25 protein-coding genes and 1 tRNA gene are annotated in these 26977 nt (G+C 70.9%); 10 read left to right on the top strand and 16 right to left on the bottom strand.

Translation table 11 applies throughout. The annotated features are described in order from the left end of the window. Positions 1 to 1004: 1004 nt before the first annotated feature. The 4 genes from IDM40_RS21285 to paaN form a co-directional block, all read right to left on the bottom strand. A complete protein-coding gene (locus IDM40_RS21285) occupies positions 1005 to 1376 on the bottom strand; it encodes a hypothetical protein (protein ID WP_193123797.1) in 372 nt (123 codons plus the stop codon). Between the two features lie 116 nt (positions 1377 to 1492). Next, a complete protein-coding gene (locus IDM40_RS21280) occupies positions 1493 to 2026 on the bottom strand; it encodes a hypothetical protein (RefSeq protein WP_193123796.1) in 534 nt (177 codons plus the stop codon). A 278-nt stretch (positions 2027 to 2304) separates the two neighbouring features. Then, on the bottom strand, positions 2305 to 3015 hold the full coding sequence (locus tag IDM40_RS21275; RefSeq protein WP_193123795.1) for a carbonic anhydrase: 711 nt from the start codon (positions 3013 to 3015) through the stop codon (positions 2305 to 2307). 249 nt (positions 3016 to 3264) lie between these two features. Further along, positions 3265 to 4938, bottom strand: coding sequence for a phenylacetic acid degradation protein PaaN (gene paaN / locus IDM40_RS21270; RefSeq protein ID WP_193123794.1), 1674 nt, complete (start codon positions 4936 to 4938; stop codon positions 3265 to 3267). 253 nt (positions 4939 to 5191) lie between these two features. Here paaN and IDM40_RS21265 point away from each other — a divergent pair, with 253 nt between their 5' ends. Together IDM40_RS21265 and IDM40_RS21260 are read left to right on the top strand one after the other, a co-directional pair. Next, positions 5192 to 5725, top strand: coding sequence for a TetR/AcrR family transcriptional regulator (locus IDM40_RS21265; RefSeq protein WP_328807087.1), 534 nt, complete (start codon positions 5192 to 5194; stop codon positions 5723 to 5725). A 233-nt stretch (positions 5726 to 5958) separates the two neighbouring features. After that, positions 5959 to 6810 (top strand): MHYT domain-containing protein, encoded by an 852-nt coding sequence (locus IDM40_RS21260; protein WP_193123807.1) that lies wholly within the window; start codon positions 5959 to 5961, stop codon positions 6808 to 6810. 33 nt (positions 6811 to 6843) lie between these two features. Here the strand turns inward: IDM40_RS21260 and IDM40_RS21255 are convergent, their stop codons facing one another. Together IDM40_RS21255 and metG are read right to left on the bottom strand one after the other, a co-directional pair. Then, positions 6844 to 7776, bottom strand: a complete 933-nt coding sequence (locus IDM40_RS21255) for a TatD family hydrolase (protein ID WP_193123792.1) — start codon at positions 7774 to 7776, stop codon at positions 6844 to 6846. Between the two features lie 90 nt (positions 7777 to 7866). Then, the gene (metG, locus tag IDM40_RS21250; protein ID WP_193123791.1) at positions 7867 to 9684 is read right to left on the bottom strand and encodes a methionine--tRNA ligase; all 1818 of its coding nucleotides are present in this window, start codon (positions 9682 to 9684) and stop codon (positions 7867 to 7869) included. A 262-nt stretch (positions 9685 to 9946) separates the two neighbouring features. Between metG and IDM40_RS21245 the strand changes: the two genes are divergently transcribed. Both IDM40_RS21245 and secD read left to right on the top strand, forming a co-directional pair. Then, positions 9947 to 10375 carry a hypothetical protein gene (locus IDM40_RS21245; RefSeq protein WP_328807084.1) on the top strand — a complete coding sequence of 143 codons (429 nt, stop codon included), beginning with the start codon at positions 9947 to 9949 and terminating at the stop codon, positions 10373 to 10375. A 78-nt stretch (positions 10376 to 10453) separates the two neighbouring features. Then, entirely contained in the window at positions 10454 to 13153 is a 2700-nt protein-coding gene (secD, locus tag IDM40_RS21240; RefSeq protein WP_193123790.1) for a protein translocase subunit SecD, read from the top strand. A 159-nt stretch (positions 13154 to 13312) separates the two neighbouring features. Here the strand turns inward: secD and IDM40_RS21235 are convergent, their stop codons facing one another. Together IDM40_RS21235 and rsmI are read right to left on the bottom strand one after the other, a co-directional pair. Further along, positions 13313 to 13975, bottom strand: a complete 663-nt coding sequence (locus tag IDM40_RS21235) for an AIM24 family protein (RefSeq protein WP_193123789.1) — start codon at positions 13973 to 13975, stop codon at positions 13313 to 13315. An 81-nt stretch (positions 13976 to 14056) separates the two neighbouring features. After that, complete coding sequence (gene rsmI, locus IDM40_RS21230) at positions 14057 to 14941, bottom strand: 16S rRNA (cytidine(1402)-2'-O)-methyltransferase (protein ID WP_193123788.1); 885 nt, start codon at positions 14939 to 14941, stop codon at positions 14057 to 14059. Positions 14942 to 15054: 113 nt separating this feature from the next. Here rsmI and IDM40_RS21225 point away from each other — a divergent pair, with 113 nt between their 5' ends. The 3 genes from IDM40_RS21225 to IDM40_RS21215 all read left to right on the top strand — a co-directional run bounded on the left by IDM40_RS21225 (position 15055) and on the right by IDM40_RS21215 (position 17678). Then, entirely contained in the window at positions 15055 to 16689 is a 1635-nt protein-coding gene (locus IDM40_RS21225) for a dolichyl-phosphate-mannose--protein mannosyltransferase (protein WP_193123787.1), read from the top strand. Between the two features lie 320 nt (positions 16690 to 17009). Next, the gene (locus IDM40_RS21220; protein WP_017574366.1) at positions 17010 to 17213 is read left to right on the top strand and encodes a cold-shock protein; all 204 of its coding nucleotides are present in this window, start codon (positions 17010 to 17012) and stop codon (positions 17211 to 17213) included. A 153-nt stretch (positions 17214 to 17366) separates the two neighbouring features. Further along, positions 17367 to 17678: a sec-independent translocase gene (locus tag IDM40_RS21215; protein WP_193123786.1), complete on the top strand. Its 312-nt coding sequence runs from the start codon at positions 17367 to 17369 to the stop codon at positions 17676 to 17678. Positions 17679 to 17711: 33 nt separating this feature from the next. On the opposite strand, the gene IDM40_RS21210 is transcribed toward IDM40_RS21215, so the two are convergent. The 8 genes from IDM40_RS21210 to galU all read right to left on the bottom strand — a co-directional run bounded on the left by IDM40_RS21210 (position 17712) and on the right by galU (position 24824). Next, on the bottom strand, positions 17712 to 18200 hold the full coding sequence (locus IDM40_RS21210; RefSeq protein WP_193123785.1) for a hypothetical protein: 489 nt from the start codon (positions 18198 to 18200) through the stop codon (positions 17712 to 17714). Between the two features lie 1136 nt (positions 18201 to 19336). Next, positions 19337 to 19410, bottom strand: a tRNA-Ala gene (locus IDM40_RS21205). Positions 19411 to 19467: 57 nt separating this feature from the next. Then, on the bottom strand, positions 19468 to 20082 hold the full coding sequence (gene sepX, locus IDM40_RS21200) for a divisome protein SepX/GlpR (protein ID WP_193123784.1): 615 nt from the start codon (positions 20080 to 20082) through the stop codon (positions 19468 to 19470). A gap of 401 nt (positions 20083 to 20483) precedes the next feature. Next, the gene (locus tag IDM40_RS21195; RefSeq protein WP_193123783.1) at positions 20484 to 21173 is read right to left on the bottom strand and encodes a GNAT family N-acetyltransferase; all 690 of its coding nucleotides are present in this window, start codon (positions 21171 to 21173) and stop codon (positions 20484 to 20486) included. Positions 21174 to 21415: 242 nt separating this feature from the next. After that, positions 21416 to 21928, bottom strand: coding sequence for a MogA/MoaB family molybdenum cofactor biosynthesis protein (locus IDM40_RS21190; RefSeq protein WP_193123782.1), 513 nt, complete (start codon positions 21926 to 21928; stop codon positions 21416 to 21418). Continuing rightward, a complete protein-coding gene (moaC, locus tag IDM40_RS21185) occupies positions 21921 to 22430 on the bottom strand; it encodes a cyclic pyranopterin monophosphate synthase MoaC (RefSeq protein ID WP_193123781.1) in 510 nt (169 codons plus the stop codon). Before moaC ends, IDM40_RS21190 begins: the two co-directional genes overlap by 8 nt. 134 nt (positions 22431 to 22564) lie before the next feature. Then, entirely contained in the window at positions 22565 to 23785 is a 1221-nt protein-coding gene (glp, locus tag IDM40_RS21180) for a molybdotransferase-like divisome protein Glp (RefSeq protein WP_193123780.1), read from the bottom strand. Between the two features lie 91 nt (positions 23786 to 23876). Then, entirely contained in the window at positions 23877 to 24824 is a 948-nt protein-coding gene (gene galU, locus IDM40_RS21175; protein WP_193123779.1) for a UTP--glucose-1-phosphate uridylyltransferase GalU, read from the bottom strand. Positions 24825 to 25009: 185 nt separating this feature from the next. Between galU and IDM40_RS21170 the strand changes: the two genes are divergently transcribed. From IDM40_RS21170 to cpaB, 3 genes are all read left to right on the top strand, one after another. Next, positions 25010 to 25645 carry a 5-formyltetrahydrofolate cyclo-ligase gene (locus tag IDM40_RS21170; RefSeq protein WP_193123778.1) on the top strand — a complete coding sequence of 212 codons (636 nt, stop codon included), beginning with the start codon at positions 25010 to 25012 and terminating at the stop codon, positions 25643 to 25645. Between the two features lie 165 nt (positions 25646 to 25810). After that, the gene (locus IDM40_RS21165; protein WP_193123777.1) at positions 25811 to 26176 is read left to right on the top strand and encodes an FmdB family zinc ribbon protein; all 366 of its coding nucleotides are present in this window, start codon (positions 25811 to 25813) and stop codon (positions 26174 to 26176) included. Positions 26177 to 26310: 134 nt separating this feature from the next. Then, positions 26311 to 26961, top strand: a complete 651-nt coding sequence (gene cpaB, locus IDM40_RS21160; RefSeq protein ID WP_193123776.1) for a Flp pilus assembly protein CpaB — start codon at positions 26311 to 26313, stop codon at positions 26959 to 26961. Positions 26962 to 26977: the final 16 nt, after the last annotated feature.

The raw sequence follows: 26977 nt of genomic DNA, 5'->3' as shown, positions 1-26977 counted from the left end.
CGAGGGGCTTTTTATCGGATATCCTGGAGCGGGGGAAGGTGCGCTTGAAAACCCGGCCGGCCTTCGGAGAATCTCCAGCCCGGTCACCGCACACCTGACACCCCCGACACTCAATGCCCTGCCGGGAGCGCGCGGGGCCCGGAGGCCCCCCGCACCCCCGCCACTCCCCGACACTCAATGCCCTGCCGGGAGCGCGCGGGGCCCGGAGGCCCCCCGCACCCCCGCCACTCCCCGACACTCAATGCCCTGCCGGGAGCGCGCGGGGCCCGGAGGCCCCCCGCACCCCCGCCACTCCCCGACACTCAATGCCCTGCCGGGAGCGCGCGGGGCCCGGAGGCCCCCCGCACCCCCGCCACTCCCCGACACTCAATGCCCTGCCGGGAGCGCGCGGGGCCCGGAGGCCGCCCGCACACCCGCCACTCCCCGACACTCAATGCCCTACCGGGAGTGCGCGGGGCCTGCCTGTGCCGTTGCCGTTGCTTGTGCCGTCGCAGGAGCGAGCCACCATGCCCACGCCTGAAGCGTTGGTCGCAATGGGGTCACCACAGGGGGATTGTTGTGCCCACCGTTCCTTTGGGCTGGCGGGGGCCTCGGGGGTGAGGGTGGTTCGTCGATGCGGGTCGGGTCAGCCCGGCGAACAGGGCCGGAACGCACACCCCGAGGCGCCGTGCTCCACCCACCACCCCACCCGCCACCATCACCGCCCAGAGAAAGGGTCAGGGGGTGGCGCCGACGTGGGTTGCGTGCAGGCCCGGCCGGGCTACGATCCCGACCCCGACGAACCACCACCCCCGAGGCAACACCACAGAACACCCCAGAACCGCGACCTGGCCCACCCCACCTCCCCTCCCTCCCAACTCCGACTTGGTTCCCTCCTCGACTCCCTCCGCGAGGGCCACTCCACCAACTGATCCGCACACAGCACGGCGGGCGACACCGACACCGCTGTCGCCCGCCGCTCGTGAACCCGATGGCCGGGGCACTCATGCAGAACAGCTCCTGGCTCAGACCTCCAGGGCGCCGTCGATGGTCTTGAGGCGGTGCCGGGCCAGCGCGAGGTTCCCGCGGGCCCGGTCGAGCGCCAGGTAGAGGAACAGCCCCTGGCCCTTGCGGCTGGTGAGCGGGCGGATCACGTGGTACTGGCCGGAGAGCGTGATGAGGATGTCCTCGATCGCGTCGTTGAGGCCGAGCTGGTCCATGGTGCGCATCTTGGCGCGCACGACCTCGGTGTTGCCGGCGGCCGCCACCTCGAGGTCGAGGCTCTTCGTGGAGCTCAGGGTGCCCAGCGCCATGCCGCTGCTGTAGTCGACCACGGCGGCGCCGACGGCCCCCTCGATCTCCATCATGTCCTTGAGGCCGGTCTCGATGTTGGCCATGTCTTCTCTCCTGGGAGTCGCAGTCGGAGTCGGAGTGGGATGTGCTGTGGTGGTCCTTCGCCGCACCCAGCGGCGCAGGCCGGGGAACAGCGTCCTGGCACGGGATGACCCGGCGCTCACGCGGCCGCCCGCCCGGGGTTCCCGGGGTTCCCGAGGGACCCGGTGCACGGGGTCGGGGCGGCGAGGTTGCGGAGGGCGGCCAGGACCCGTTCCAGGACCCCGCGGTCGACCCCCGCGGCCACGCGCGGCCGGGGCCGGGGTGTGTCCTCGTGGTCCCCCCGGTGGGGCAGTCCGGGGCGTCGCGGCGGGGAAGGGGGCACCTGGGCGGTGCGCGCGAGTGCACGAAGCCCGCGCAGGGCCAGGGCGAGGTTGCCCCGCCGGTCCATGCGCACGCGCAGGCACAGGTCGGAGCGGTGCAGCGGCGCGAACAACAGGTGGTGGGTGTGGTCGGTGACGACGAGGTCCTCGACCACGCCCGCGTGGCGCAGGGGCCCTTCGGTGGCGGCGGCGAGGAGTGCCACGGCGTCGGCCGTGCGGTCGGCCTCCCCGGCGGTGGTCAGGGTCTGCCCGGTGCTGCGGTCGACGAGGCAGACGCTGCGCACCCCCGGTGTCCGGAGCAGCTCCCGCATCTGCTGGTCGATGGCGGGCACGGCGTTCCTTCGTGAACATGGGCTGCGGCTGTGGGCGGCCGGCGGTCCGGTGACCCCCGACACCTTCCACGGACGAGCGTAGGAGGGCGGCCCGGAATGCGCAGGCTTTTTCCGCACAGAACCGTGTATCTCCAGCTCAGTCCGGAAAAAGAAAAACGCGCGGAACGCGGGAACCCCGTGCAACGTTTCTGATCTGCACAGAAAAAGGGGCGATCATCCGTTCTGCCGGATGATCGCCCCGGAACCCCTGTGAACCCCTCGGAATCCCACCGCGCACCTCAAGGTGTGTCCGACGGCCTCTGCGAAGGAACGGCCGAATCGGGACCCGGGCGGTACTCCGGCCGGTCCCCCAACCACTCCACCCGGGAACGCTTGATGCTGTAGAGCGCGGGTTCGATTCGTAGCTCGCCGCTGTGCACGAGCTCGCGCAACCCGGGTTCGTGCCGGAGCTGGTCGGCCACGTGCACGGTGTTGGCCCGCACGCACGCGTCCAGGAAGTCCCGCGCCCCGTCGTCGGGCACGTCCTCGATCGCGTCGAGGATCCCCTCCACCAGGAACCCCATGTGCCCCTCGGGCACGCGCCCGGTGCGGAGCGCCGTCACGGCTTCACGAACGGCCGAGCAGCGGGAGTGGCCGAGCACGACGAGCAGCGGGGTGGCCAGGTCGCGGACCCCGTGCACGAGGCTGCCCGCCACGGACGAGTCCGGGACCTGCCCGTAGGCGCGCACGGTGTACAGGTCGCCGAGGCCCCGGTCGAAGAGCATCTCCGGCGGGACCCGGGAGTCGGCGCAGCCCAGCACCGAGGCGAAGGGGTGTTCGGCGTCGGCCTCCCACAGCGCACGCCTGCGCCCCGAGTCCTGGTGCGGGTACCGGGGTGTGAAGGTGCGCCACCTGGCGTTGCCCTCGTCCAACAGGACCCGGATCCGGTCGGCGGTGTGTCCCCTGGTGAGCGCCGCCCGCTCGGGTGCGGCCCTCTGAGCGATCGCCATACTGCCTCCGTTGCACTCGGGCGCGTGGCGCCGACGACCGCGCCGCCGACGGTGCGACCGAAGCTACGCCTGGTCGGGGCGGTGGACAATCCAACGTCGGCAATGCTTGCACCAAGCGTGGCGTGGCCCGGGCCCTGTTCCGAGCCCTGCACGCGCCCCGGCCCCGCGCACGGGTGTGCCCCCGCGCCGGCCGAGGTCGCGGGGCACACGGCAGGGGGCGCCGGGTCGGGCGCCGGGTCGCGCGGCGGATCAGACGTGGCGGCGGGACTGCACCATGTCGAACCGCCCGGCCACGAAGGAGGCGTCGGTCAGCGAGGACGTCGCGGCGGGGTTGGCGCCGGAGCCGTGGTAGTCGCTGAAGGCCGCGGACTGGTTCACGAACACACCCTTGGTCAGGTTGACCGACAGGTTGACCCCCGCGTCGAAGGCGGCCTCCTCGGCCAGTTCCACGACCTTGTCGTCGGTGGTGTGCACGGCCGCGGTGATCGCCCCGCGGGCGGTGATGGTCTCGCGCAGCAGCCGCAGCGACTCCTCGGTCCCGGACGTGGTGACCACGAAGGAGACCGGCCCGAAGTGCTCGCTGCCGTAGGTGGAACGGTTCTCCGCACGCAGGCGCACGATCGCGGGCGTGCGCACGCGGGCGCCGGGGAACTCGGGGTGCTCCGGCGCGGTCGGGGCCAGCACGGTCTCACCCAGCTCGTCGGCGGCGTCCACCCGGGCGAGCACCGCGTCGTTGGCCAGGGCGCCGAGCACGCCGGCCAGGCGCCCCGGGTGGGAGACCAGCTCGGTGACGGCCTCGGCCAGGTCGGCGGCGACCTCCTCGGCGCTCTTGTGCCCCTCGTCGGTGTCGATGCCGGACCCGGGCACGTAGAGGTTCTGCGGGGTCGTGCACATCTGCCCGCTGTAGAGCGACAGGGAGTGCGCGAGGTTGCCGAGCATCGACCGGTAGGCGTCCGTGGAATCGATGACGACGGTGTTGACGCCGGCCTTCTCGGTGCTGACGAAGGCCTGGCGGGCGTGGGCCTCCAGCCAGTCGCCGAACTCGTTGGAACCGGTGAAGTCGACCAGGCGCACCTCGGGCCGCAGGGCCAGGTCGGCGGCGATGCGGTCGTCGGGGTCCTCGGCGGCCAGCAGCACGGTGTCGGGGTCGAACCCGGCCTCGGAGAGCACGTCGCGGGCCACCGACACGGTCAGGGCGAGCGGCAGCACGGCGCCCGGGTGCGGTTTGACGATCGTGGTGTTGCCGGTGACGAGGTTGGCGAACAGCGCCGGGTAGGAGTTCCAGGTGGGGAAGGTGTTGCAGCCGATGACCAGGCCGATGCCCTTGCCCCGGGCGGTGAAGCGCTTGTCCATGGACAGGTCCTCGCCCTTGCGCTGGGGTTTGTCCCACCGCGCCTCGCCCGCGTAACGCGTGACCAGGTCGTAGGCGTAGGCGACGGCCTCGAGCCCGCGGTCCTGGGCGTGCGGGCCGTCGGCCTGGAACGCCATGACGTAGGACTGCCCGCTGGTGTGCTGGACGGCGTGGGCCATCTCGAAGCTGCGCCGGTTGAGGCGGTCGAGGATCTCCACGGCCACGGCGGCACGGGTCAGCGGGTCGACGCGGCGCCAGGGCCCGAGCGCGCGCCCGGAGGCGGTGAGCAGGGCGTCCGCGTCGGCGCGGGGGTAGGCCACACCGAGCTCGATACCGTAGGGGGAGCGTTCGGTGGCCACACGTCCGCGGCCCCCGGGCCCGTCGAGGGGGAAGTCGGTACCCAGGAGCGCCTTGAAGGCGGCCTCGCCCGCGGGGGCGGCGTCCTCGCCGTAGACCGAGCGGCTGGGCGACTCGGGGTAGGCCGTGTGGTGGCCGCGTTCCCGGATGGCCCCGACCGCGGCCTCGAGTGCGGCCCGGTGTCGTTCCTGCAGGGCAGCGGGGTAGGTGGGCACGTGGTCACCTCTCGTCGGGGTCCGGCCACCTCGGGGTGTACGGGGTACCGCCCCATGGTGTATCAACTTACTGACCGTTCGTTAAGTTATCAGACCATGCCGAACGACACGCCCTCCGGTCAGGTGCGCGCGACCCGGCCGGCATCGCCAGAAGGTAGATTCGACAACCGTGGCTCGTACATCTCCTCCCGCAGAACGCACCGGAAAGCGCCGGTCCGGCCGCCCCGGCCACGACGCCGACTCCGTCCTCCGCATCGCCGCGCGCGTGTTCAACGAACGCGGCTACGACGGCACGTCCATGGAGGACCTCGCCCGCGCCCTGGGCGTGACCAAGTCGGCCATCTACCACCACGTGTCCGGCAAGACCGAGCTCCTGCGCCAGTCCCTGGACCTGGCCATGGACGCGCTCTTCGCCGTGACCCGGGAGGAAGGGGCCACCCGGGGCCCCGCGGCCGACCGCCTCGACCACGTCCTGCGCGGGAGCGTGCGCGTGCTGGTGGAGGAACTGCCGCACGTGACCCTGCTCCTGCGGGTGCGCGGCAACACCGAGGTGGAAAAGCGTGCGCTGGAGCGCCGCCGCGAGTTCGACCACCACATCGCCGACCTGGTCCGCGAGGGCATCGTGGACGGCGACATCCGCAGCGACATCGACCCGGCCATCGCCTCCAGGCTGCTGTTCGGCATGGTCAACTCGATCGTCGAGTGGTACAAGCCGGACCGCGGACTCACCGCCGAAGAGGTCGCCGACGCGTTGAGCGCGATCGCGTTCCGGGGCCTGCATTCCTGACCGCCGCCGAGCGGTACACACCGGGCAGAGGGGCCACAAGAGTCTTTCTGCCCTTTTTTCGTGACCGGTTCCGGCCCATTGTTGTGACGATTCTTTTCGGACCCACAATTCATGGGACCACTGGCCACATCAGGCCATCCGGATTCACGTTCACCCCCTGGCTTCCCGACCAAAAAGGTCTCTACCATCCATTTCCAAGACCAATGTGAAATAAGTCGTCGGATGTGGATACTGTGCTCGACCTCTTCGGCCAGGGATGGACCACCCCTGCCCTCGCCTACCTCGTGTCGGTGATCGGCTCCTACCTGGGGCTGTCGTTCGCCGCGCGCGCCCGCGCCACGTCCGGGCTCTTCCGGTGGCAGTGGCTGGTGCTGGCCGCCGTCGCGCTCGGCGGCGTCGCCGTGTGGTCGATGCACTTCATCGCGATGATGGGCTTCACGGTGCCCGGCATGGCGATCCGCTACGACACCTTCCTGACCGTCGTCAGCGGCCTGACCGCCGTCGTGGTCATGGGTGCCGCGCTCGCCCTCACCCTGTTCAACCCGAACACCGGGCGCCTCCTGCTGAGCGGCACCGTCGCCGGGACAGGGGTGGTGGCGATGCACTACACCGGCATGGCCTCGATGAACGTGCACGGCAGCATGCACCACGACCTGTTCTGGGTCGCCGTGGCGATCCTCATCGCGCTCGTGGCCGCCACGGTGGCGCTGTGGTGCGCCTCCAGGCTGGACGGCCAGGCCGCCATCGTCTCGGCGTCGCTGCTCATGGGCGCGGCCGTGAGCCTCATGCACTACACGGGCATGGTCGGCATGCACGTCGAACAGGCCGAGCACGCGCCCCACAACAGCCCCGACGGCGCCACGTCCTACGAACTGCTCCTGCCGCTCGTGGTGGGGCTCTTCGTGCTCATGCTCATCTGCAGCCTGTTCCTGCTGCTGGGCGACGCGGACGACCGGCCCCGGCCCCGTGAGCGGGCCGCCCACGGGTCACCGGAGCAGCGTGTGCCCACGGGACGGGAGCCCTATCGCCCCCGGTACGCACGCGACGAGACCCGGGCCGAGGACTTCTGGAGCCCCCGGCGGTGACAGCAGGGCCCACCGCCGCGGTGGGTCAGGGCCTCACGCGCCGGGGAAGGCGAAGGCGCGCCGGGCGTTGTCGGCCACGGCCCCGGCGAGTTCGTCCTCGTCCATGCCCTTGGCCTCGGCCAGCGCACGGAGCGTGTGGGGCACCAGGTACGGCGCGTTGGGACGGCCCCGGTACGGCTTCGGGGTGAGGAACGGGGCATCGGTCTCGACCAGGATCCGGTCGGCCGGCGCCGCCTTGGCGGCCTCGCGCAGCTGCTCGGCGCTGGCGAAGGTGACGTTGCCGGCGAAGCTCATGTAGTACCCGTGCTCGGCGCAGATCTTGGCCATGTCGGCGTCGCCGGAGAAGCAGTGGAAGACCACCGTCTGCGGTGCGCCCTCCTCCTCCAGGACCCGCAGCACGTCCTCGTGCGCCTCGCGGTCGTGGATCATGAGCGCCTTGCCGGTGCGCTTGGCGATGGCGATGTGGCGGCGGAACGACGCCTCCTGCGCCCGCTTGCCCTCGGGCCCGGTGCGGAAGGTGTCCATGCCGGTCTCGCCGACGGCCACCACCTGCGGGAGCGCGGCCAGCTCGGCGATCTGCTCGATCTCGTGCTCCAAGCCCTCGATCCCCACACCGGCGCGCGCCTTGCCGGCCCAGTCGGTGTCGTCGACCTCCACACCGTCGGCGCCGTCGCCGTGCACGATGCGCGGGGCCTCGTTGGGGTGCAGCGCCACGGCCGCCCACACCTGACCGGGGTGTGCCTCGGCGACCTCGACGGCCCACCGCGACGACGGCAGGTCGACGCCCACCTGGACGAGCGGGGTCACACCCACGCCCGCGGCGGTCGCGATGATCTCCTCGACGCCGGGTGTCTGCATGTCCATGTGGGTGTGGCTGTCGGCCACCGGCACACGCAGGGGCTCGGGGACCGGCGGCGGCGTCTGCCTGTTGCGCTCGTCGACCGCCTTGCCGCTGCGCTTTCCCATGTCGTCTCGTCCCTCCACGAAGGGCGCCGGCGGGCGGTGCGCTCGGGGCGCCCGCCCACCGGCGCGGATCCGGTGATGCTGCTGGTCAGCTCAGTCGATCTCGCCGCGCAGGCGCGCCAGCTCCTCGTCCACGACGGACTGGTCGAGCTTGGCGAAGAGCGGCTTCGGGCGCTCCAGCGGCGTGCCCGGCGTGATCGGCTCCGAGCTCCAACGTGCGACGTCCGCGGCGTAGTCACCGGTGATGACCGTGTAGTCCACGGCCTCCTCGGAACCGCCGATGGTGTCGTGGCCGGTCTCCAGGCGCGGCATCCCGCTCCACTGCCCCTCGCCGCCGAGCATGGCGTGCACCTTGTTGGCCGACTCCGGCAGGAACGGCGTGAGCAGGGTGTTGGCGTCCTTGACCAGCTGCAGGGCCACGTGCAGGACGCTGGCCATGCGCTCGGGGTCGGTCTTCTTGAGCGCCCACGGGGTCTGGTCGGAGATGTACTTGTTGGCCTCGGCGACGGTGCGCATGGCCTCCTGGAGGGCGGCCTTGAACTGCGAGCGCTCAAGACGCGCACCGACGGCGTCGAAGGCGGCGCGGGAGGCGGCCAGGACCTTCTCGTCCTCCTCGGTGAGCTCCCCGGCCTCGGGCACGTGCCCGATGTTCTTGGCGGCCATCGAGATGGAACGGTTGACCAGGTTGCCCCAGGCGGCGACGAGCTCGTCGTTGTTGCGGCGGACAAACTCCGACCAGGTGAAGTCGGTGTCCTGCGTCTCCGGCCCGGCGGCCATGATGTAGTACCGCAGCGCGTCGGCGGAGTAGCGCTGCAGGAAGTCGCGCACGTAGATGACGACGCGGCGCGAGGAGGAGAACTTCTGCCCCTCCATCGTGAGGAACTCGCTGGAGACGACCTCGGAGGGCACGTCCAGCTCACCCAGCGGACCGGGCTCGCCGCCCCGGTCACCGCGGCCGCTCGCACCCAGCAGGATCGCCGGCCAGATCACCGAGTGGAAGACGATGTTGTCCTTGCCCATGAAGTAGAAGGACTCGGCGTCGTCGCCCTGCCACCACAGGCGCCAGGCCTCCGGGTCGCCGGTGCGCTTGGCCCACTCGATGGAGGCGGACAGGTACCCGATGACCGCGTCGAACCACACGTACAGGCGCTTGTTGGGGTTCTCGTCCCAGCCCTCGAGCGGGATCGGCACACCCCAGTTGAGGTCGCGGGTGACCGCGCGCGGCTGCAGGTCCTCGAGCAGGTTCATCGAGAACTTGAGCACGTTGGGGCGCCATGCGCCGTCCTTGCCCTCGAGCCACCGGCCCAGCACGTCGGCGAACGCGGGCAGGTCGAGCATGAAGTGCTCGGTGTCGATGAACTCGGGCGTCTCGCCGTTGATGCGCGAGCGCGGGCCGATGAGGTCGATCGGGTCGAGCTGGTTGCCGCAGTTGTCGCACTGGTCGCCGCGCGCGCCGTCGTAACCGCAGATCGGGCAGGTGCCCTCGATGTAGCGGTCGGGCAGCGTGCGGCCGGTGGAGGGCGACACCGCGCCCTTGGTGGTGTGGGTGAAGACGTAACCGTTGTCGTGGAGCGCGGTGAAGAGCTGCTGGACGACGGCGTAGTGGTTGCCGGTGGTGGTGCGGGTGAACAGGTCGTAGGACAGCCCGAGCCCGACCAGGTCCTCGGCGATGACCTGGTTGTAGCGGTCGGCGAGCTCCCGCGGGGTGACACCCTCCTGGTCGGCCAGGACCTGGATGGGGGTGCCGTGTTCGTCGGTGCCGCTGACCATCAGCACGTGGTTCCCCGACATTCGCTGGAAGCGGGAGAAGACGTCGGAGGGGACCCCGAAGCCGGACACGTGGCCGATGTGGCGCGGTCCGTTGGCGTAGGGCCAGGCGACCGCGGTCAGGATGTGGCGTTTCGACGACATGCCCCAAGACTAAAGGCGCCGGGACACGTCTCAGTACCCGCGGCCAGGCGCATCACCCCCGCCGGGGCGCCCTGTGCGGGACCTTCACCCTCCCCCTGCGCGCGGGGGCGCGGGAGACGAGTGGGACGGTGGTTCCTGTCAGGACGGGTGTTGCCCTTATGCTCGGCTGCACGACGGCACGTGCCGCCGGGGCGCGTGGCGTCACGACCATGGCAGCCCCGGCCTTTCACGCGAGGCGGTGGTCATCACGGTTACCCGTGCTGTGCCCCGTCCTGCCCGAAGCACCACGGCTCTGGTCGCGAGCGTGGTGCTGCTCGTCGTCCTGACCACACCCACGGCCTCGTGGCTCCAGGTGCGTCCGGCGGAGGGGGCCGTCCCCTCCTACGGTGTGGCCAGTGTGCTGGACGACCCGCACGACCGCGAGGCGCAGATCGCGAAGGCTTCGTCCGACCGCGGCGAGGAGGCCGGCGAACGGTTCACGTTCACGCCGCCCGCGTCGGTCTGCGATCCGCGTTCGGGCGTGCGCGACCTCCCTGACGCGCTCCCCAGTTGCGCTCTGCGGCTGGCGGTGTGGGACCAGCCCTGGTGGCCGATCGAACCCCCGCGCGTCGACCCCGTTCCCGAACTGGGTGTCCCGGAGGATCTGCCACCGACCCGGGGCCCGCCTCTCACCGCGTCCACCGCCACCTGACCATCCGGCCGTCGCCCCGACCCGGTTCGATCCGGCTCGGGGGCGGCCCACCCGTACCCGCAGTGAGAGGTTCACCCCTTGTCCAGTCAAACGGGATCGGGGGCGCGCTGGGCGCGCGCCCTCGTGTCCCTACTCGTCATCGTCGTCGCGTTCGGCGCGGCGTGGTTCATTCCGCCACGGCTCGGGCTCGACCTGAGCGGCGGCACACAGATCGTCCTGGAGACACAGGACGGGGCCGACGGCACCGAGGCCGACTCCGACGCCACCGACCAGGTCATCGAGGTGCTGCGACAGCGCATCGACCGCCTGGGTGTGGCCGAGGCGGAGATGTCGCGTTCCGGTGAGAACCGGATCATCGTCGAGCTCCCCGGTGTCCAGGACCCGGCCGAGGCCGCCGAGATCGTCGGCCAGACCGCCCAGCTGACCTTCCACCCCGTCCTCGGCGTGGGTGAGCAGGGCGGCCAGGGTGTCCAGCCGCCCGGTGGCGGCGGCATGCCCGAGGGCGGCGGTATGCCCGGCGGCGGGGGCGACTTCGCCCAGGCGCCGGACGACCAGTCCGACCAGGCCGACGAGGCCCGCGCGCCTTCCGACGGCGGCGGCGAGGAGGCCCCGCCCGAGGGCGAGCTCCCCGAAGGCATGGAGGGCATGCCCGAGGGCATGGGCGACCTCGAGGGCATGATGCCGCCCGACGGCGGCGGTGGCGGCCAGCCCGCCGAGAACCCCGAGGACGTCGTCACCACGCTCCCGGACGACGAGGGCACCCCGCTGCAGCTCGGCGAGGCCCAGATCCAGGGCGACCAGGTCTCCAGCGCGGAGGCCCTGCTCAACCCGGAGAACCGCCAGCAGTGGCAGGTCAACGTCGAGTTCCAGGGCGAGGGCCGCGACCAGTGGGCCAGCCTGACCGGTGACGCCGCCTGCCACGGCGTCGGCGATCCGCAGCGCCGTGTCGCGATCGTGCTGGACGACCAGATCATCTCGGCGCCGCAGGTCAACGAGGACATCGGCTGCGACGTCGGCATGCCCGGCGGTTCCACGACCATCACCAGCCAGGACTTCACCGCGGAGACCTCCGAGGAGCTGGCGGTGCTGATCGAGGGCGGTTCGCTGCCGCTGCCGGTCACCGAGGTCCAGCGCCAGACGGTCGGCCCGACCCTGGGCGCCGAGGCCATCAACGCGAGCGCGATCGCCGCCCTGCTGGGCATCGCGTTCACCGCGCTCTACATCACGGTCGTCTACCGCCTCGTCGGTTTCCTGGCGTCCGTGGCGCTGGCCTTCTACACCCTCATCGCCTACGGCATGCTCGTCGGGATCGGGGCGACACTCACCCTGCCCGGCCTCGCAGGTTTCGTGTTGGCGATCGGTATGGCCATCGACGCCAACGTGCTGATCTTCGAACGAGCGCGTGAGGAGTACCAGCGACAACGCAACAACTACGAGGCCAACAAGTCGGCGGGGCTCAAGGACGCCACCGACGAGGAGGCCGAGGACGCAGAGGCCGGGGTCCTCAAGCGGCGCAGGCGCCGTGCGATCCCGCCCAACCTCGAGAAGGGCTTCGTCGAGGGCACCAGGAAGGCCTGGAGCGCGGTGTTGGACACCAACATCACGACGTTCCTCGCCGCCGGCCTGCTGTTCTTCTTCGCCTCCGGCACCGTCCAGGGCTTCGGTGTCACCCTGAGCATCGGTACCATCGCGTCGATGATCTCGGCGCTGGTCATCGCCCGGGTCTTCGTCGAGTTCGCGGTGCGCCGCGCCGTGATCAAGAAGCACCCGTCGATCACCGGTATCGACCGCATCGGCAAGGTGCGCGAGTGGCTGGTCCGCAAGAACCCGGACCTGATGAAGTTCCGCAAGTACGGCCTGATCGTGGCCGCGCTCATCGTGGTCACCGCCCTGGCCGCACCGCTGGTCCGCGACATCAACCTCGGTGTCGAGTTCACCGGCGGACGTGTCATCGAGTACGACATCACCGGCGACCAGGAGATCAGCGTCGACGAGGCGCGCGAGGTCGTCTCCTCGGTGGACTTCCCGGGCTCGGACACCGCCGTCGTGCAGGAGTCCGGTGACGCCGACCTGTCGGTGCGCACGGGCGACATCAACGACGACCAGATGGGCGACATCACCGAGGCGCTGTCGGAAGAGACCGGCGGCGTCGAAGTGTCCACGGACGAGTTCATCGGCCCGAGCATGGGTGAGGAGCTGCGCAACCAGGCGCTCATCGCCCTGGGTCTGGCGCTCATCGCGCAGATGGCCTACCTGGCCTGGCGCTTCCGCTGGTCCTTCGGTGTGTCCACGATGCTCTCGCTCGGCTTCAACATGCTCCTGGTGACAGGGCTGTTCATGTGGCTGGGCAAGCCGATCGACGGGATCTTCCTCGCCGCGGCACTGAGCGTCATCGGTTTCACCGTCAACGACACAGTGGTGGTGTTCGACCGTGTCAGGGACGAATGGGCCCGGGACGAGAAGTCGAAGTTCTCCGTCATCGCGAACCGGGCCATCATCAACACCCTGCCCCGCACCGTGAACACCACGGTCGGCGCATGGATCATCCTGGGCTTCCTCACCTTCCTCGGTGGGTCCTCGCTCCAGGACTTCTCCATCGCGATGCTGGTCGGTCTGACCACCGGTGTGGTCTCGACCGTCTTCGTGGCGGTGCCGATGGCGATCTGGTTGCAGCGGTGGGACAAGACCGCCCCGCCGCACGTGCTGCGTGAGCGCAAGGCCAAGCAGCGCAACGCTGCCAAGGCCGCACGCGACCAGGACGACGGCGCCGTGGTCTGACGCCTCCCCGCGAGGTGCACCGCAGACGCAGGGCCCGGTCTCCCCGAGGGGAGGCCGGGTCTGTGTCTTTTTGGCCTTGCTCCGCTTCGGCCGCGCCCACCCGTCGCCCGCCACCAACCCCTTGGGGTCGAGGCCGGCGATCCGGGTTCAGGGGTCGGGTCAGCCCTGCTGCTGGGCGGCCTGGGCGCCCTCGGAGGCCTGCACGAGCACGAAGCCCTGTCCCTCCAGGGCGAGCTGGAAGGCCTCCCCGCTGCCCCGGCCGATGATCGCCCCGGCCTTGACCGTGCTGCGCACGCTGGTGCTGAGCGCGCTCGACCAGGCGACAGCAGCCGCGGTGTCGACGAACGTGGGCTGGTCGACCTGCAGTAGCACGGGCGACCCGTGGCAGACCACGGCGACTCGGCCGGCCCCGCTGAAGACGGTGTTGAAGAGCCCGCCGGCCATCATCCCGGCGCCCTCCACGCGGCGGATGTCCCAGTCCAGGGTGGGCTCGAAGGCCAGGACGTTGGCGCCGTTGACCGTGAGGGACTCGTTCTCCAGGTCGATCAGGTGGACGTCCCAGGCCTCGCGCGCCAGGAACACGTCACCCCGGCCGGAGACCCGCATGAGCGGTAGCCCTTCGCCGGTGAAGGCCTTCTTGAAGAACCGCCCCACACTGCCCGATCCCTGGAACGAAAAATCGACGTCGCCCTGGTAGGCGACCATGGATCCCTGGCGGGCGAGGAACTCCCCGTCCAGTCCCACCTTGAGCATCCTGCGGTTCTGCAGGTGCATGCCCCGTTGCTCGGTCTCCTGCGCCTGTCGGAACAGTTCACTGCGCACGGTCGTCTGTCTCCCTCGCGTCGGTGTACGAGGTTTGGATGCGCGGGCCGCGGATCCGGTTGCGCCGCACCGGACGCCGTCTCAGGCTTCGGTCCCGGAACCGCCGATGCCGTGCACGAGGTCGTACACGTACCGCTTGCGCACCCCGGTCTCCTTCGCGACCCGCGCGATGGCGTCCTTGCGGCGCACCCCCTCCTCCTCCAGGGCGGCCACGGCGCCCGTCAGGTCCTCGTCAGTGGCCTCGGCGGCAGGGCTCCCGGCGCCCTCCACGACGACGGAGATCTCGCCGCGCACCCCGTCCTCGGCCCACGCCACGAGCTCGGCCAGGGTGCCGCGGCGCACCTGCTCGTGGGTCTTGGTGAGCTCCCGGCACACGGCGGCCCGCCGGTCGGTCCCGAAGGCCTCCGCCATCGCCCTCAGCGTCGCGGCGATCCGGTGGGTGCTCTCGAAGAAGACCATCGTGCGGCGTTCGCCCGCCATCTCCCCCAGGTACCGGGCCAGGCCCTTGCGGGGCGGGAACCCCTCGAAGCAGAACCGGTCGGTGGGCAGGCCCGAGACGACCAGCGCCGTGGTCACGGCCGAGGGGCCCGGGATCGCGGTGACGGGGATCCCCTCCTCCGCGCAGGCCGACGCCAGGCGGTACCCCGGGTCGGAGACGCCCGGCATGCCCGCGTCGGTCACCACGAGCACGTCGCCGCCCTCCCGCAGACCGGTCAGGAGCTCCGAGGTGCGTTTTGCCTCATTCGCGTCGTAGTAGGAGACCACCCGGGCCCCCTCCTCGCCGCCGATCCGGACCCCCGCGCGGTTCACAAAAGCTTTCAGACGGCGTGTGTCCTCGGCCGCGACGACCGCCGCGGAACCCAGCGCGTGCAGAAGCCGAGGTGGGGCGTCCTCCAGGTTCCCGATGGGCAACCCCGCGAGCGTGAGCGTCCCGACGCGCCGCTCATCACCGACACCCTCAACCACTGTGATCCCCGTTCTGTCGCGCTACGGTTGGCTCTGTCACGCCACCCGAAACATGGTTTCGTGGACCGTCCGGAACACGGACTCCCATCTCCGTCCCCAACCTACGAGCTGCGATGACCACCACCGCCACTTCATCCACGTCCGACGCCGCCCCACCACCCCCCGGCCGGGCCCGCTCCCTCCGAGCCCGGTTCCTCCCGGCGAACCCGGTCCCCCTCTGGCTCGGCTGGCTGGCCGCCGTCGTCGTGGCGGGTTTCGCCGGCGCCCTGCGGTTCGTCAACCTCGGTGAGCCGGCACGGATCTACTTCGACGAGACCTATTACGCCAAGGACGCCTACGGGCTCTGGTTCCACGGCTACGAGCACCAGACGGTCGAGCACGCCGACGAGCTGCTCGCCCAGGGCCAGCAGGAGATCTTCACCGGCACCGGCGACTTCATCGTCCACCCGCCCGTGGGCAAGTGGATGATCGCGCTCGGCGACTGGCTCTGGTCGCTCCTGCCCTTCGGAACGACGATGACGCCGGAGGGCTGGCGTTTCGCGGCGGCCCTGGCCGGGATGCTCTCGGTGCTGATCCTCGTGCGCCTGGCCACGCGCCTGACCCGCTCGCTGCTGCTCGGCAGCACGGCCGGTCTCCTCCTGGCTCTGGACGGCCTGCACTTCACGCTGAGCCGCATCGCCATGGTCGACATCTTCCTCACCCTGTTCGTGCTGGCAGGGTTCGCGAGCCTGGTCATCGACCGGGACAAGACCCGCGAACGGTGGGCCCGCCTCGCGGAGGCCGGGGTGGACGTGACCACCGTGGGCTGGCTCGGGATGCGCTGGTGGCGTGTGGCCGCGGGGCTGTGCTTCGGTCTGGCGATCGGGACCAAGTGGTCGGCCCTGTTCTTCGTGGCCGCCTTCGGCCTGCTCACCGTCGCCTGGGACTACGGTGCGCGCCGCAGCGCGGGCCAGCGCCGCCCCTTCGCCCGCTGGTTCGGCATCGACGCGGTGCCCGCGTTCGTCCAGACCGTGGTGGTCGCCGGCGTGGTCTACCTCGTCTCCTGGTCGGGCTGGCTGTTCAGCTCGGGCGGTTACAACCGCGACCAGGCGGTGGGCACGGCGCCGGACTGGATGCCCGGGTTCCTCGCCGCCCCCTACGAGGCGCTGGCCTCGCTGGTCGACTACCACGACCGGATGATGGGCTTCCACAACGGCCTGAGCAGCGACCACTCCTACATCTCCGCGCCGTGGGAGTGGCTGGTCATGCGCACCCCGGTGATGTTCCACTACGACGGCGAGGCCGTCGGGTGCGGCACCGGCAACTGTGTGACCTCGGTGGTCTCCATCGGGACCCCGATCATCTGGTGGCTCAGCCTCGTGGCGGTCGTGGCGATGATCGCCTGGTGGGTCACGCTGCGGGACTGGCGCGCCGGCGCCGTGCTGATCGGGGTGGCCGCCGGGTGGCTGCCGTGGCTGGCGTTCCCGGACCGCCCGATGTTCCTGTTCTACGCACTGCCGATCCTGCCGTTCCTGGTCCTGGCGATCGTGCTCATGCTCGGCCTGGTCATGGGTGCCGGTGAGGAGAGTCCGAGGTTCGCCCCCTACACACGTGCGTTCGGCGGCGTGGTCTTCGGTGTGGTGCTCCTGCTGGTGCTGGCCAACTTCGCCTATCTCTACCCGGTCCTTTCGGCGTATCCGATGGACGAGGGGCTGTGGCGCGAAAGGCTCTGGTTCGACGTCTGGATCTACGGGAGCGGCGGTTCCTGACGCTGATCGAACTGCGGGGCGGCCATCGGCCGCCCCGCTTCTTTTGACCCCCTAGCCCCACTAACGCCGGAAATCAACAGTTTCGCGTAGCCGAAACAGGACAATCCGGGGGAAGATTCGGGGGAGAAAACCCTCGGCAAGCGCGCACCCTCCCTGATAGCGTCATGCATTGGTTGCTGTTGTTGTTTCCATGGATGCCCCAGGCGCCTCGCGGAACTTCACGCGGGCGCTTTGTCGGGGGATGACTCGTCGCTTCGGCGCCCGGCGACCCGGGACCAGCAAGGTGCGGTTCCGAAGCAGTCCCCAAGGGAGAGCAGCAGATGGCTCAGGGCACCGTGAAGTGGTTCAACTCTGAAAAGGGTTTCGGGTTCATCGCCGTCGAGGGCGGCCAGCCCGACGTGTTCGTGCACTACTCGGCGATCGCGGGTACCGGCTTCCGGAACCTGGAAGAGGACCAGAAGGTCGAGTTCGACATCATCCAGGGCCCCAAGGGCCCGCAGGCGGCCGACGTGCGCTCGGTCTGACCGCACTTCAGGCGTGAGGGAACCGGCCTCCTGCTCCGCGGAGCGGGGGGCCGGTTCTCGTGGGGCTCGGCGCCGAACCAGGGCACCGTCACCCAAGCCCCCCGATACCGGTTAACCTTCTTGGAGCGGTCGGTAGACGAAGCGAGGAAGCACATGTTCGGGATCAGCGGGGGCGAGTTCGCCATCCTCCTCCTGCTCGCGCTGCTCATCTTCGGACCGGACCAGCTCCCGAAGGCGGCCCAGCAGGTGGGCCGTGTCCTGCGCCAACTGCGCAAGATGGCCAACAGCGCCTCGAACGACATCAAGGAGGGGCTGGGCCCGGAGTACAAGGACTTCGACGTCCAGGACCTCAACCCCAAGCGGTTCGTGCAGAAGCACTTCTGGGACGACGAGGAGGACGAGAAGCCGAAGAAGGCCGCGGGCCTCAACGGCAAACGTCCCCCCTTCGACGACGAGGCCACCTGAGGCCCGTCCCCGCACCCCCCTGCGGAGCGCGGTTCAGCCGGCCAGCATCAGCACGAAGCCGACGAACCCCAGCAGGATGAGGGAACCGGTGACGATGAGCGGCGAGCCCACCAGCAACACCAGCACCTCCACCAGCGCCGCGCCCCCGAGGGCCGCCACGGCGTAGGGCCAGCGCGGCCTGCGCTCCCACCCGTGTCTGCGTTCACGGGAGGCGTTGAGCAGCATCGCCAGCACGATCAGTGACCAGAAGAGCACGTGGGCCGCGACCCTGGCCCCGAGGTCGGTGTAGTCGGCCATGCCGCCCACGACCATGACGTAGGTGATCGCGCCGGCCAGCAGGCGCCAGTATCCACCGCTGCGCCGCGCGGGGATCGGACGCAGCCGGGCAGGGGTCGTGCGCCGGAAACGTTCGGTGTCGAGCGGGGGCTCGTCCTGTTTCCGCCGGTCGTCGGTGTTGCGTTCGGGTTCGGGCTCTCCTTCCGGCGGCAGGTGGCCGCCCGGATACTGAGGGGAGTTGGACACGGGTGTTCTCCGCCCCTTCTCGGCGGGCCGGCTCGGGCCCGGAAAAATGTCTGCGCACCCCTCCCCTACCCCGGGCGCGGAATCCACAAAGCAGGACCGGACGCGCACACGAATCGGCCCCGGCAGCGCGTCCGCAGCCGGGGCCGTCACCCCTGAGAGGCCTCGGCCTCGGGGAAGAGCCGGTCTAGTACCAGCTCCAACCGCTCTTGCGGGAAACGGCGCACTCGGTCATGGTTGCCACCTCTCGGGACGGTTCCGTTTCCTTCCACCATCAAAGATGGCGCACGGAAAGCGAGAAGACAAGACAGGGAATCGAAGAAGTTTTCCGAACCCCCGGCAACAAGAGGGTGACCCTCGCGAGAATCCCCAGGACACGAGCTGTCTTCGCAGCTCACGACTGCGGAATTCGCACACACCTGCAAGCCTTACGCGGTGAGCTGCGAGGACATCGGAACGGAACGGGAAATGCACCCCCGGATATCATCACGGAGCGCAACAGAAACGGGAATTCGTCGGCGTTTACGGAGATACGGCCGTCCATACGGCGCACGTTCGGACGGACCCTCCGGACCCCCCGGGCGCAGGTGGTGGATGTTCTTCGCAAAACACCGAAACCGCCCACATCGGCACCGAGGCCTCACCTCAGGGGTCGGCCGGTGTCACCGTGCGTGAGGGGCACTCGCACTCGGACCGGGGTTCCGCCCGCCCCCGTGGCCGCCCCGGCCCCTCGGTTCCGGACATTCCGGAACACGGGGATCCCTCGCGCCCGATTGTCGGCACCCGCCCCGGGGCGGCGCTGCGGGGCCGGAACCCCTGTCGCGGCGGGGATCCCGGCGGTATCGTGGCGGCGAGCCCGGCGCTCCCCGACCCAGGGGATGGACGCTTCGCCGGTGAGACTCGGGGCTCCGGTCCGGAGGACCTCCCGCCACAGGGAATCACGTCCCCTCCCGGCCGCCCCGCCGTGCACGCACGGCACGAGGCCCGCTCCGCTCGCCGGGGCGGGCCTTCTCCATGGCGGGCCGGGCCCGGGGACGCCCGCACGCGCGAGAGCGGCACGGGGGTTCGGCCCGGGGAAAGATCCCCGCACACGACGAAGGGCCCGCCACCCGTGGGCGGCAGGCCCTTGCGTTCTTCGGTGGAGCTGAGGGGATTTGAACCCCTGACCCTCTCGATGCGAACGAGATGCGCTACCGGACTGCGCCACAGCCCCGAAGACGTCTCCAAGACTAGCAGCCCTGAGGCCGTGCTCCGAACGCGTTCTCGCGGATCAGTCGCCGGCGGCCCTCAGGCGGGCGTCGGCGTACTGGTCGTAGACCTGGCTGCGGCGCTCCCGGAACGCGATCACCTCGGCCTCGCGCTCGGCGTCGCGGCGGCGCTCCTCGGCCTCACGTTCGGCCCTGAGGGCCGCGCGGCGGCGTGCCCGGCGGACGGCCTCGCGACGTTCCGCGTCGGCTTTGGCGGCCTCCCTCAGGAGCGCAACGTGCCCCGCCAGCAACAGAACCGGCGGGGTGAGCACCCACCAAGGGCCCAGACCGAACGAGACCGCCGCGATCGTGCCGATGTTGAGCAGAACCAGCCCGCTCGTGCGGCGGCGACGGCGGGCGATGACGCGGGCCCGGGGTTCACGCGGAACCGCCGGCTCCTCGGGCTCCTCGGCGTCGGGCTCGGGGATCCCGTGGTCGCTCCGGCGGATGACCTGGGTCTCGGTGGCGTCGGGGTGCTCGTCGGGGAACTCCTCGTCGAGGTCCTCCTCGATCTCTTCGTCCTCACGCCGGGTGTCCTCCGCGGCGGCCTCGGCGATCGAGTCCTTGCGCAGGAGCATGGGCACGAGAACGATGAGCCAGACGACCACGATGGCCAGGTACAGAGGAGAGCTGCTCATCACCCCTCCTCACGATGACGGCCGCTGGACGTTGCTCGACACGTCGTCGACACCGCGCGGCGTGGTTGTGGCCTTCCCCGAAGTACAGACGTCTCCGGTGGGGTCATCGTTCCTGGCCCCTGCAGGGCCGGGGGTGAATCTCCCGCCATATCCACGCGTTGCCCGCATCGTCAATGCGTCTATGTTCCGCACGGTACGACCCCGTGTCCATAAATGCGCCACATTCTGACCGGAGTGTCGCAAGATTGTGGACCCCCGGTTTCGGACACCTCGGGGGCCCGTGGCGAAAGCGCAGGCCACAGACTCACCCCAGAGCGTAGCTTTAATTCAACACAAAGTAATGAACCAATCTCGGTAAAGACAGGTTTAGGGTCCGGATTGGTGGACAGTGCTCGTTGACTTCACCCTGATCCGTGATGGGGGTGGGCACGGTCACGCGGATCTTCCCGGCTGTTCGGGCCTTGCGACCCCAAAGCGGAACCAGGGGACGAATCGTCCTTCCAGCGGCGCAGCACCCCGCGGGGCACCTCCTCGGCCGTCAACGCGTAACAGATGTGGTCGCGCCAGGCGCCGTCGATGTGCAGCTGGCGGCGGCGCACCCCCTCGTCGCGGAAACCGAGCTTGGTCATGACCCGTCTGCTCGCACGGTTCTCCGGACGCACGTTGGCCTCGATGCGGTGGAGCCCGACACCGAAGAAGGAGTGGTCCACGGCGAGGGCCACGGCCGCGGGTGTGATGGAACGGCCTGCGTAGGCCCGGTCGATCCAGTACCCGACCTGTGCGGATCTGGAGGAGCCCCACACGATGGAGCCGACCGTGAGCTGGCCGACGAAGACCCCTTCGAAGGTGATCGCCCACGGCATGGACAGGCCCTGGCGCGCCTCGCGCCGGATCGACTGGAGCATGGCCGCGTACTGGGTGAGCCCGTCGGTACGCAACGGCATGTCGGGGTAGGTCGGCTCCCAGGGGCGCAGCCATGCCTCGTTGCGCGCACGGGTGTCGCGGAGCGCGGCGGCGTCCCGCAGGCGCAGCGGGCGCAGCGCGACGGCCCCGTCCTGCAGGGTGACGGGCCACCCTTGTCTGCGATTCACAGCCGCCCCTTCCGAACCTTCCGACACCACCGGACAAGGGCGACACAGCACTCGCGGACGCACACCGCCGGTGGGGCCTTCCAGTATTCCACCCCGCCGACGCGCCGTGGCGGGCGTCACGAAGGTGGATCTCGAATCGGACGATTCTTAACCCCTGTACCTACGAACCGGAAATGAAAGCGCGGTCGAGGAATGGTCGGCGTACCTCGACCGGGACCTGTGATTCCGGTCATGGCCCGCCGTCATTCGGACCGGGGATGGTCTCCACCGCCGAGCTGGTCGATCGCATGGCCCAGAACCGGGGCGAGCACGTCCATACCGTCGGCGACACCCCCGCGCGAACCCGGGAGGTTGACCACGAGCATGCGGTGGCCGTCGCGTACGGCTACGCCCGCCAGCCCGCGCGAGAGGATCGCCGTGGGCACGCCCTTCTCGCGCCCGGCGGCGCGCAGTGCCTCCGCGATACCGGGAACCTCGAAGGACAGCAGCTCGCGTGTGGCCTCGGGCGTGTGATCGCCGGGGGTGAGGCCGGTGCCGCCCGTGGTCAGCGCGGCCGCGCAGCGCTCCCCGAGGGCCCGCTCGAGCGCGTCGGCGACCGGTTCTCCGTCCGGAACCACCCACGGGCCCACGGCCTCGAAACCCAGCGCGGTCAGGCGTTCGACGATGACGGGGCCCGACCGGTCGGGGTAGACCCCCGCCGCGGCGCGGTTGGAGGCCGTGACGACCGCGACCCTGTGTCGGGGCTGCTCAGTCACCGCGCCTCCAGTCGCCCTTCTTGCCGCCGGTCTTCTCCTCCACGCGCACGCGCGTGACCTCGGCCTCGGGGTCGATCGCCTTGACCATGTCGACCAGTCCGAGCGCGGCGGCCATGACGCAGGTCAGGGCCTCCATCTCCACACCCGTGCGGTCGGCGGTGCGGACGGTGGCGCTGATGTCCACCCCGTCGTCGGCCACGGTGAGGTCCACGTCGGCCCCGTGGACCGCGATGGGGTGGCACAGCGGGACGAGGTCCGGGGTGCGCTTGGCGCCCTGGATCCCGGCGATGCGCGCGACGGCGAGGGCATCGCCCTTGGGCACCTCGCCCCCGCGCAGGGCGGCCACGGTCTCCGCGGACAGCAGGACCCGGCCCGTGGCGGTCGCGGTGCGCGCGCTGACACCCTTGGCGGACACGTCGACCATGCGTGCGGCGCCGGAGTCGTCCAGGTGGGTGAAACCGGAGGGGTGGCCGGACTCGTCCGGCGCTGGGGTCTGGCTCATCGTCGACACGTCCTGCGTTCGTGCTGGGGCCGCGGCCGGGGCCGGCCGCGGGGCGGGGCTCCGAGCGCCCCGCCGCTCCGTTCATTCCGACCGTAAGGCACCGCGCACCCACCCCGTGCCGCCCCGCACCCGGATCAGGTCCCGGGGAGGACGCGCACCTCGACGTCGGTGCCCGCCGGGAGCTCGGTGGTGTCCTCGGGCACCACCACGAGCGCGTTCGACCCGGCCAGCACGGAGAGCTGGTGCGAACCCTGGCGGCGCACCGGGGTGACCGTGCTGCGCCCGTCCGCGGCGGGCCCGCTCAGCTCCGCGCGCAGGTACGACCGGCGCCCGGGCGGGGAGGTGACGGGACCGGTGAGCCGGGCGCGGCGCTCGGGCAGCGGTTCCGCCTCCAGGCCGCGGAGCTTGAGCAGGACCGGGCGCACGAACACCTGGAACGAGACGAACGCGCTCACCGGGTTCCCGGGCAGAGTGATGATCGGCGTCTTGTCCGGGCCGATCGTGCCGTACCCCTGCGGTTTGCCCGGCTGCACCGCGACCTGCGTGAACTGCACGCCCTGACGGGAGAGCACCTCCTTGACCACGTCGTGGGCGCCCATGCTCACCCCGCCGGTGGTGACCACGACGTCCGCGCGCAGCAGGAGGCCCTCCAGGGTGTCCATGACGGTCCTGGGGTCGTCGCCCACGAACCCGTGGCGGTACACCTCGCAGCCGGCGTCTCGTGCGGCCGCGGCGATCATGAAGCTGTTGGACTCCCAGATCTGCCCCGGGCCCAGGGGCCGCCCGGGCTCGACGAGCTCCTCACCGGTCGAGAGCACCACGACGCGGGGTTTGGGGTGGGCAGGGACCGAGCGGCGCCCCACGGCGGCGAGCACACCCATCTCCCCCGCCCCGATGCGGGATCCGGGTTCGAGCACGACCGTGCCCTCGGCGACGTCGTCACCGGCCCGGCGCACCGCGTTGCCGGGGCGGGCCGGGCGGTCGATGGTCACGCGCACGGTGTCGCCGTCGGTCCACTCCACCGGGACGACCGCGTCGGCGCCGTCGGGCATGGGCGCACCGGTCATGATCCGGGCGCACATACCGGGCCGGACCGCGACCGGGGTGGGGTCGCCCGCGGGGATGTCGGCGACCACGGCGAGGCGGACTGGGACCTCCGGCGAGGCCGCCGCGACGTCCTCCGCGCGCACCGCGTACCCGTCCATGGCGGAGTTGTCGAAGCCGGGCAGGGAGACCGGTGAGGCGATCCGCTCGGCCAGGACGGTGCCGTGGGCGTGGTTCAGGTCGATCTCGGTCGGTTGCGGTACGGCGACGAGCCCGAGGCAGTCTTCGATGTGCTGTTCGACGCTCTTCACTGGGGCCCCTCCGGAGGTTGTCTGGGTGCAGCCCGAGCTTCTCACCTCGCGCGGGTGATGGCACGCGCCCCGTCCCCTCCAGTGCGCGGCCTCAGAAGCCGGCGTCGCCCCGGTAGCGGTCCTGGACGAAGTCGTGCAGCCACGGCAGGAGCTCGTCGCGCAGGTCGGGGCGGCGGCAGGCGAACTCGACGACGGTCCGGATGTAGTCACCCTTGTCACCGGTGTCGTAGCGGCGCCCGCGGAAGAGCACACCGTAGACCGGCCCGCCCTGCTCGCGGCCGCTTCCCGCCAGCTCCAGGAGCGCGTCGGTCAGCTGGATCTCGCCCCCGCGTCCCGGCGGGGTACGGCGCAGCACCGGGAACACGGCGGGGTCGCACACGTAACGCCCGATGATCGCCCACCGGCTGGGTGCCTGTTCGGGCGAGGGCTTCTCGACCAGGTCGGTGACGGTGACGACGTCGTCCTCGTCGGTGGGCTCGATGCCGGCACACCCGTACCGCGACACCTGCTCGGGGTCGACCTCCATGAGCGCGACGACACTGCCGCCGCGCTGCTGGCGCACCTCGATCATGCGGCGCAGGAGTTCGGCGTCGTCGATGATGTCGTCACCGAGCAGCACGGCGAAGGGGTTGTCGCCCACGTGCGCCTCGGCGCAGAGCACCGCGTGGCCGAGGCCGCGGGGCTGGCCCTGGCGGACGTAGTGCACCTGGGCAAGGCCGTCGGGTTCGCGCACGGCCTTGAGGCGCTCGTGCTCCCCCTTGGCCTCGAGCGTCTCCTCGAGCTCGTGGGCCCGGTCGAAGTGGTCCTCGATGGAGCGCTTGTTGCGTCCCGTGATCATGAGGACGTCGTCGAGGCGCGCGGCGACGGCCTCCTCGACGACGTACTGGATCGCGGGTTTGTCCACGATCGGCAGCATCTCCTTGGGCGTGGCCTTGGTGGCCGGGAGGAAGCGCGTGCCGAGGCCGGCCGCGGGCACGACGGCCTTGGTGACAGGGGTCGAAGCGGGGTTGAGCCGAGTGTGCTCGGTGTCGGCGTTCATGTCGGCACTTTAGGACAGTCGCGGGAGCGCCCGGGGCTCCCACACGGCCGCCCGGGCCAAGAAGTACGCGCCGTTTCGGGGCCCGGACCCGTGCGCGCCACCGGGTGTTCATCCGCCCGCTCCCCCTGTGCGGCCGGTGGTACGCTCCCGGCTGGACGAGGGCCGAACGGACACCGGAGGCGACCGTGGGCGAGCTGGACCGGGCCGGCAAACGAGAGCTGCGCGCGGGCTTCCTGGAGCAGCGTCGGGCGTCGACGGCCCCCGAACGCGAGCGCACCGGGCGGGCCCTGCGCGACGCCGTGTGGGAACAGCCGTGGATGTCGACCGCCGGGACCGTGGCCTGTTACTGGTCGGTGGGCGAGGAGCCCGACACCCACCGCTTGGTCACGGCGTTGTGGAAACGCGGGGTGTACGTGCTGCTCCCGGTGTTCCTTCCCGGCGGGGAACTGGACTGGGCCTCCTACGACGGCCCGGACTCCCTGGAGGAGGCGCGCTACGGCCTCCAGGAACCGACCGGGCACCGTTACGGCGTGGACGCCCTCGCGCGGGTCGACCTCGTCGTGTGCCCGGCGCTGGCCGTGGACCGCCGCGGCGTGCGGCTCGGGCGGGGCGCCGGCTGTTACGACCGCGCGCTGGCGCACAAGGGCCCGCACACCCCCGTCGTGGTTCCGCTGCACGACGGCGAGCTGGTGGAGGAGCTGCCCTCCGAGGAGCACGACCTCCCGGTGGACGCCGTGGTCACCCCCGAAGGCCTGCGGGTGTTCGATCCCGGGTCGCCGGTGTGGCCGGTGCCGCCGGTGCAGGGGCGCCCCCGGGATTAACCCCCGGTGCCCCGGCGTTGTGGGTTGCGTCCGTGCGCGGGGCCGTGCTCCGCGCCGCGCCCCCTGTCTGCCGCGTTCCGGTGAGGTGCTGTCACCGCCTCCGTCGGCGAACGCGTACTATTTAGCAGTCAACGGGCGAGAGTGCCAGCAAGGAGGACCCGAACCGTGCCTACGTACCAGTACGCCTGCACCGAGTGCGACGCCCAGATGGAGGTCGTGCAGAAGTTCAGCGACGACTCCCTCACCGTCTGCCCCGAGTGCGAGGGACGCCTGCGCAAGGTGTACTCCGCGGTGGGCATCGTCTTCAAGGGCTCGGGCTTCTACAAGACCGACAGCGGCTCCTCCAGCAACAGCTCGGTGCTGTCGGGCTCCGGCAAGGAGAGCGGCAAGGACTCCGGTTCCTCGGAGAGCTCCTCTTCCTCCTCCGACTCCTCGGCCTCGTCCTCCTCGAGCTCGGACTCGTCCGGTTCGGGCAGCAGCGACTCGGGGCCCAAGAGCACCAGCAGCACGAGCAGCACCAGCAGTTCCTGAGCTCGCCTGCCGTTGACCCAAGGGTTTCCGGATGCGCCGCCGCCACTCGGCCGGCGGCGCACCGTCGTGTCTCCGGGCACATCCGGCCTGTGGACAACCGTCCGCGGCGCCCTCGGCCGGTCTAACGTCGGACCATGGCCGATGCATTACCCCCGTACCGGCACCGCCGCGCGGTGCACCGGTTCCTCGACCGCCACCGGCGGCCTCTGACCGCCCTGCTCGCGGCGTGCTCGCTGCTGAGCGCGGTCCTGGTCCTGCGTCCCCCGCCCGAACCCGGCCGCGAGGTGCTCGTGGCCGCGCGCGACCTCGACGCCTCCTCCCCGCTCGGCGACGCCGACCTCACCCCGCGGCGCCTGCCCGAGTCCGCCCTGCCCGAGGGGGCGATGGCCGCCGACACCGACACGGCCGGGCGGAGACTCAGCGGCCCGGTGCGCGAGGGCGAGGTCCTCACCGACGCCCGCCTGGCCGACCCTCCTACACGCCCGTACGGCCCGGGCCTGGTGGCCGCGCCCGTGCGGGTGGCCGACGCCGGGACGGTCTCCCTGCTCACCCCCGGCGACCGGGTCGACGTCCTGGCCGCATCGGGCGGCGACGATCCGACCGTCGCGCATTCCGGACCGGCCGTGGAGGTGGTCTCCGACCGTCCGGTCCTGGCGGTACCGGACGAGGATTCCCGCGGCGGCGAGGGCGGGGCGCTGCTGGTCGTGGCGGCCGACCCGGAGGAGGCGCGGGCGCTGGCAGGGTCGGCGGCCGGCTCCCGGCTCTCGGTGTCGATCCGGAACTGACGCACCGGATCAGACT

Source organism: Nocardiopsis coralli (assembly GCF_014892575.1).
Lineage (GTDB): Bacteria > Actinomycetota > Actinomycetes > Streptosporangiales > Streptosporangiaceae > Nocardiopsis > Nocardiopsis coralli.
This window is presented reverse-complemented; position numbering and strand designations above follow the sequence as displayed.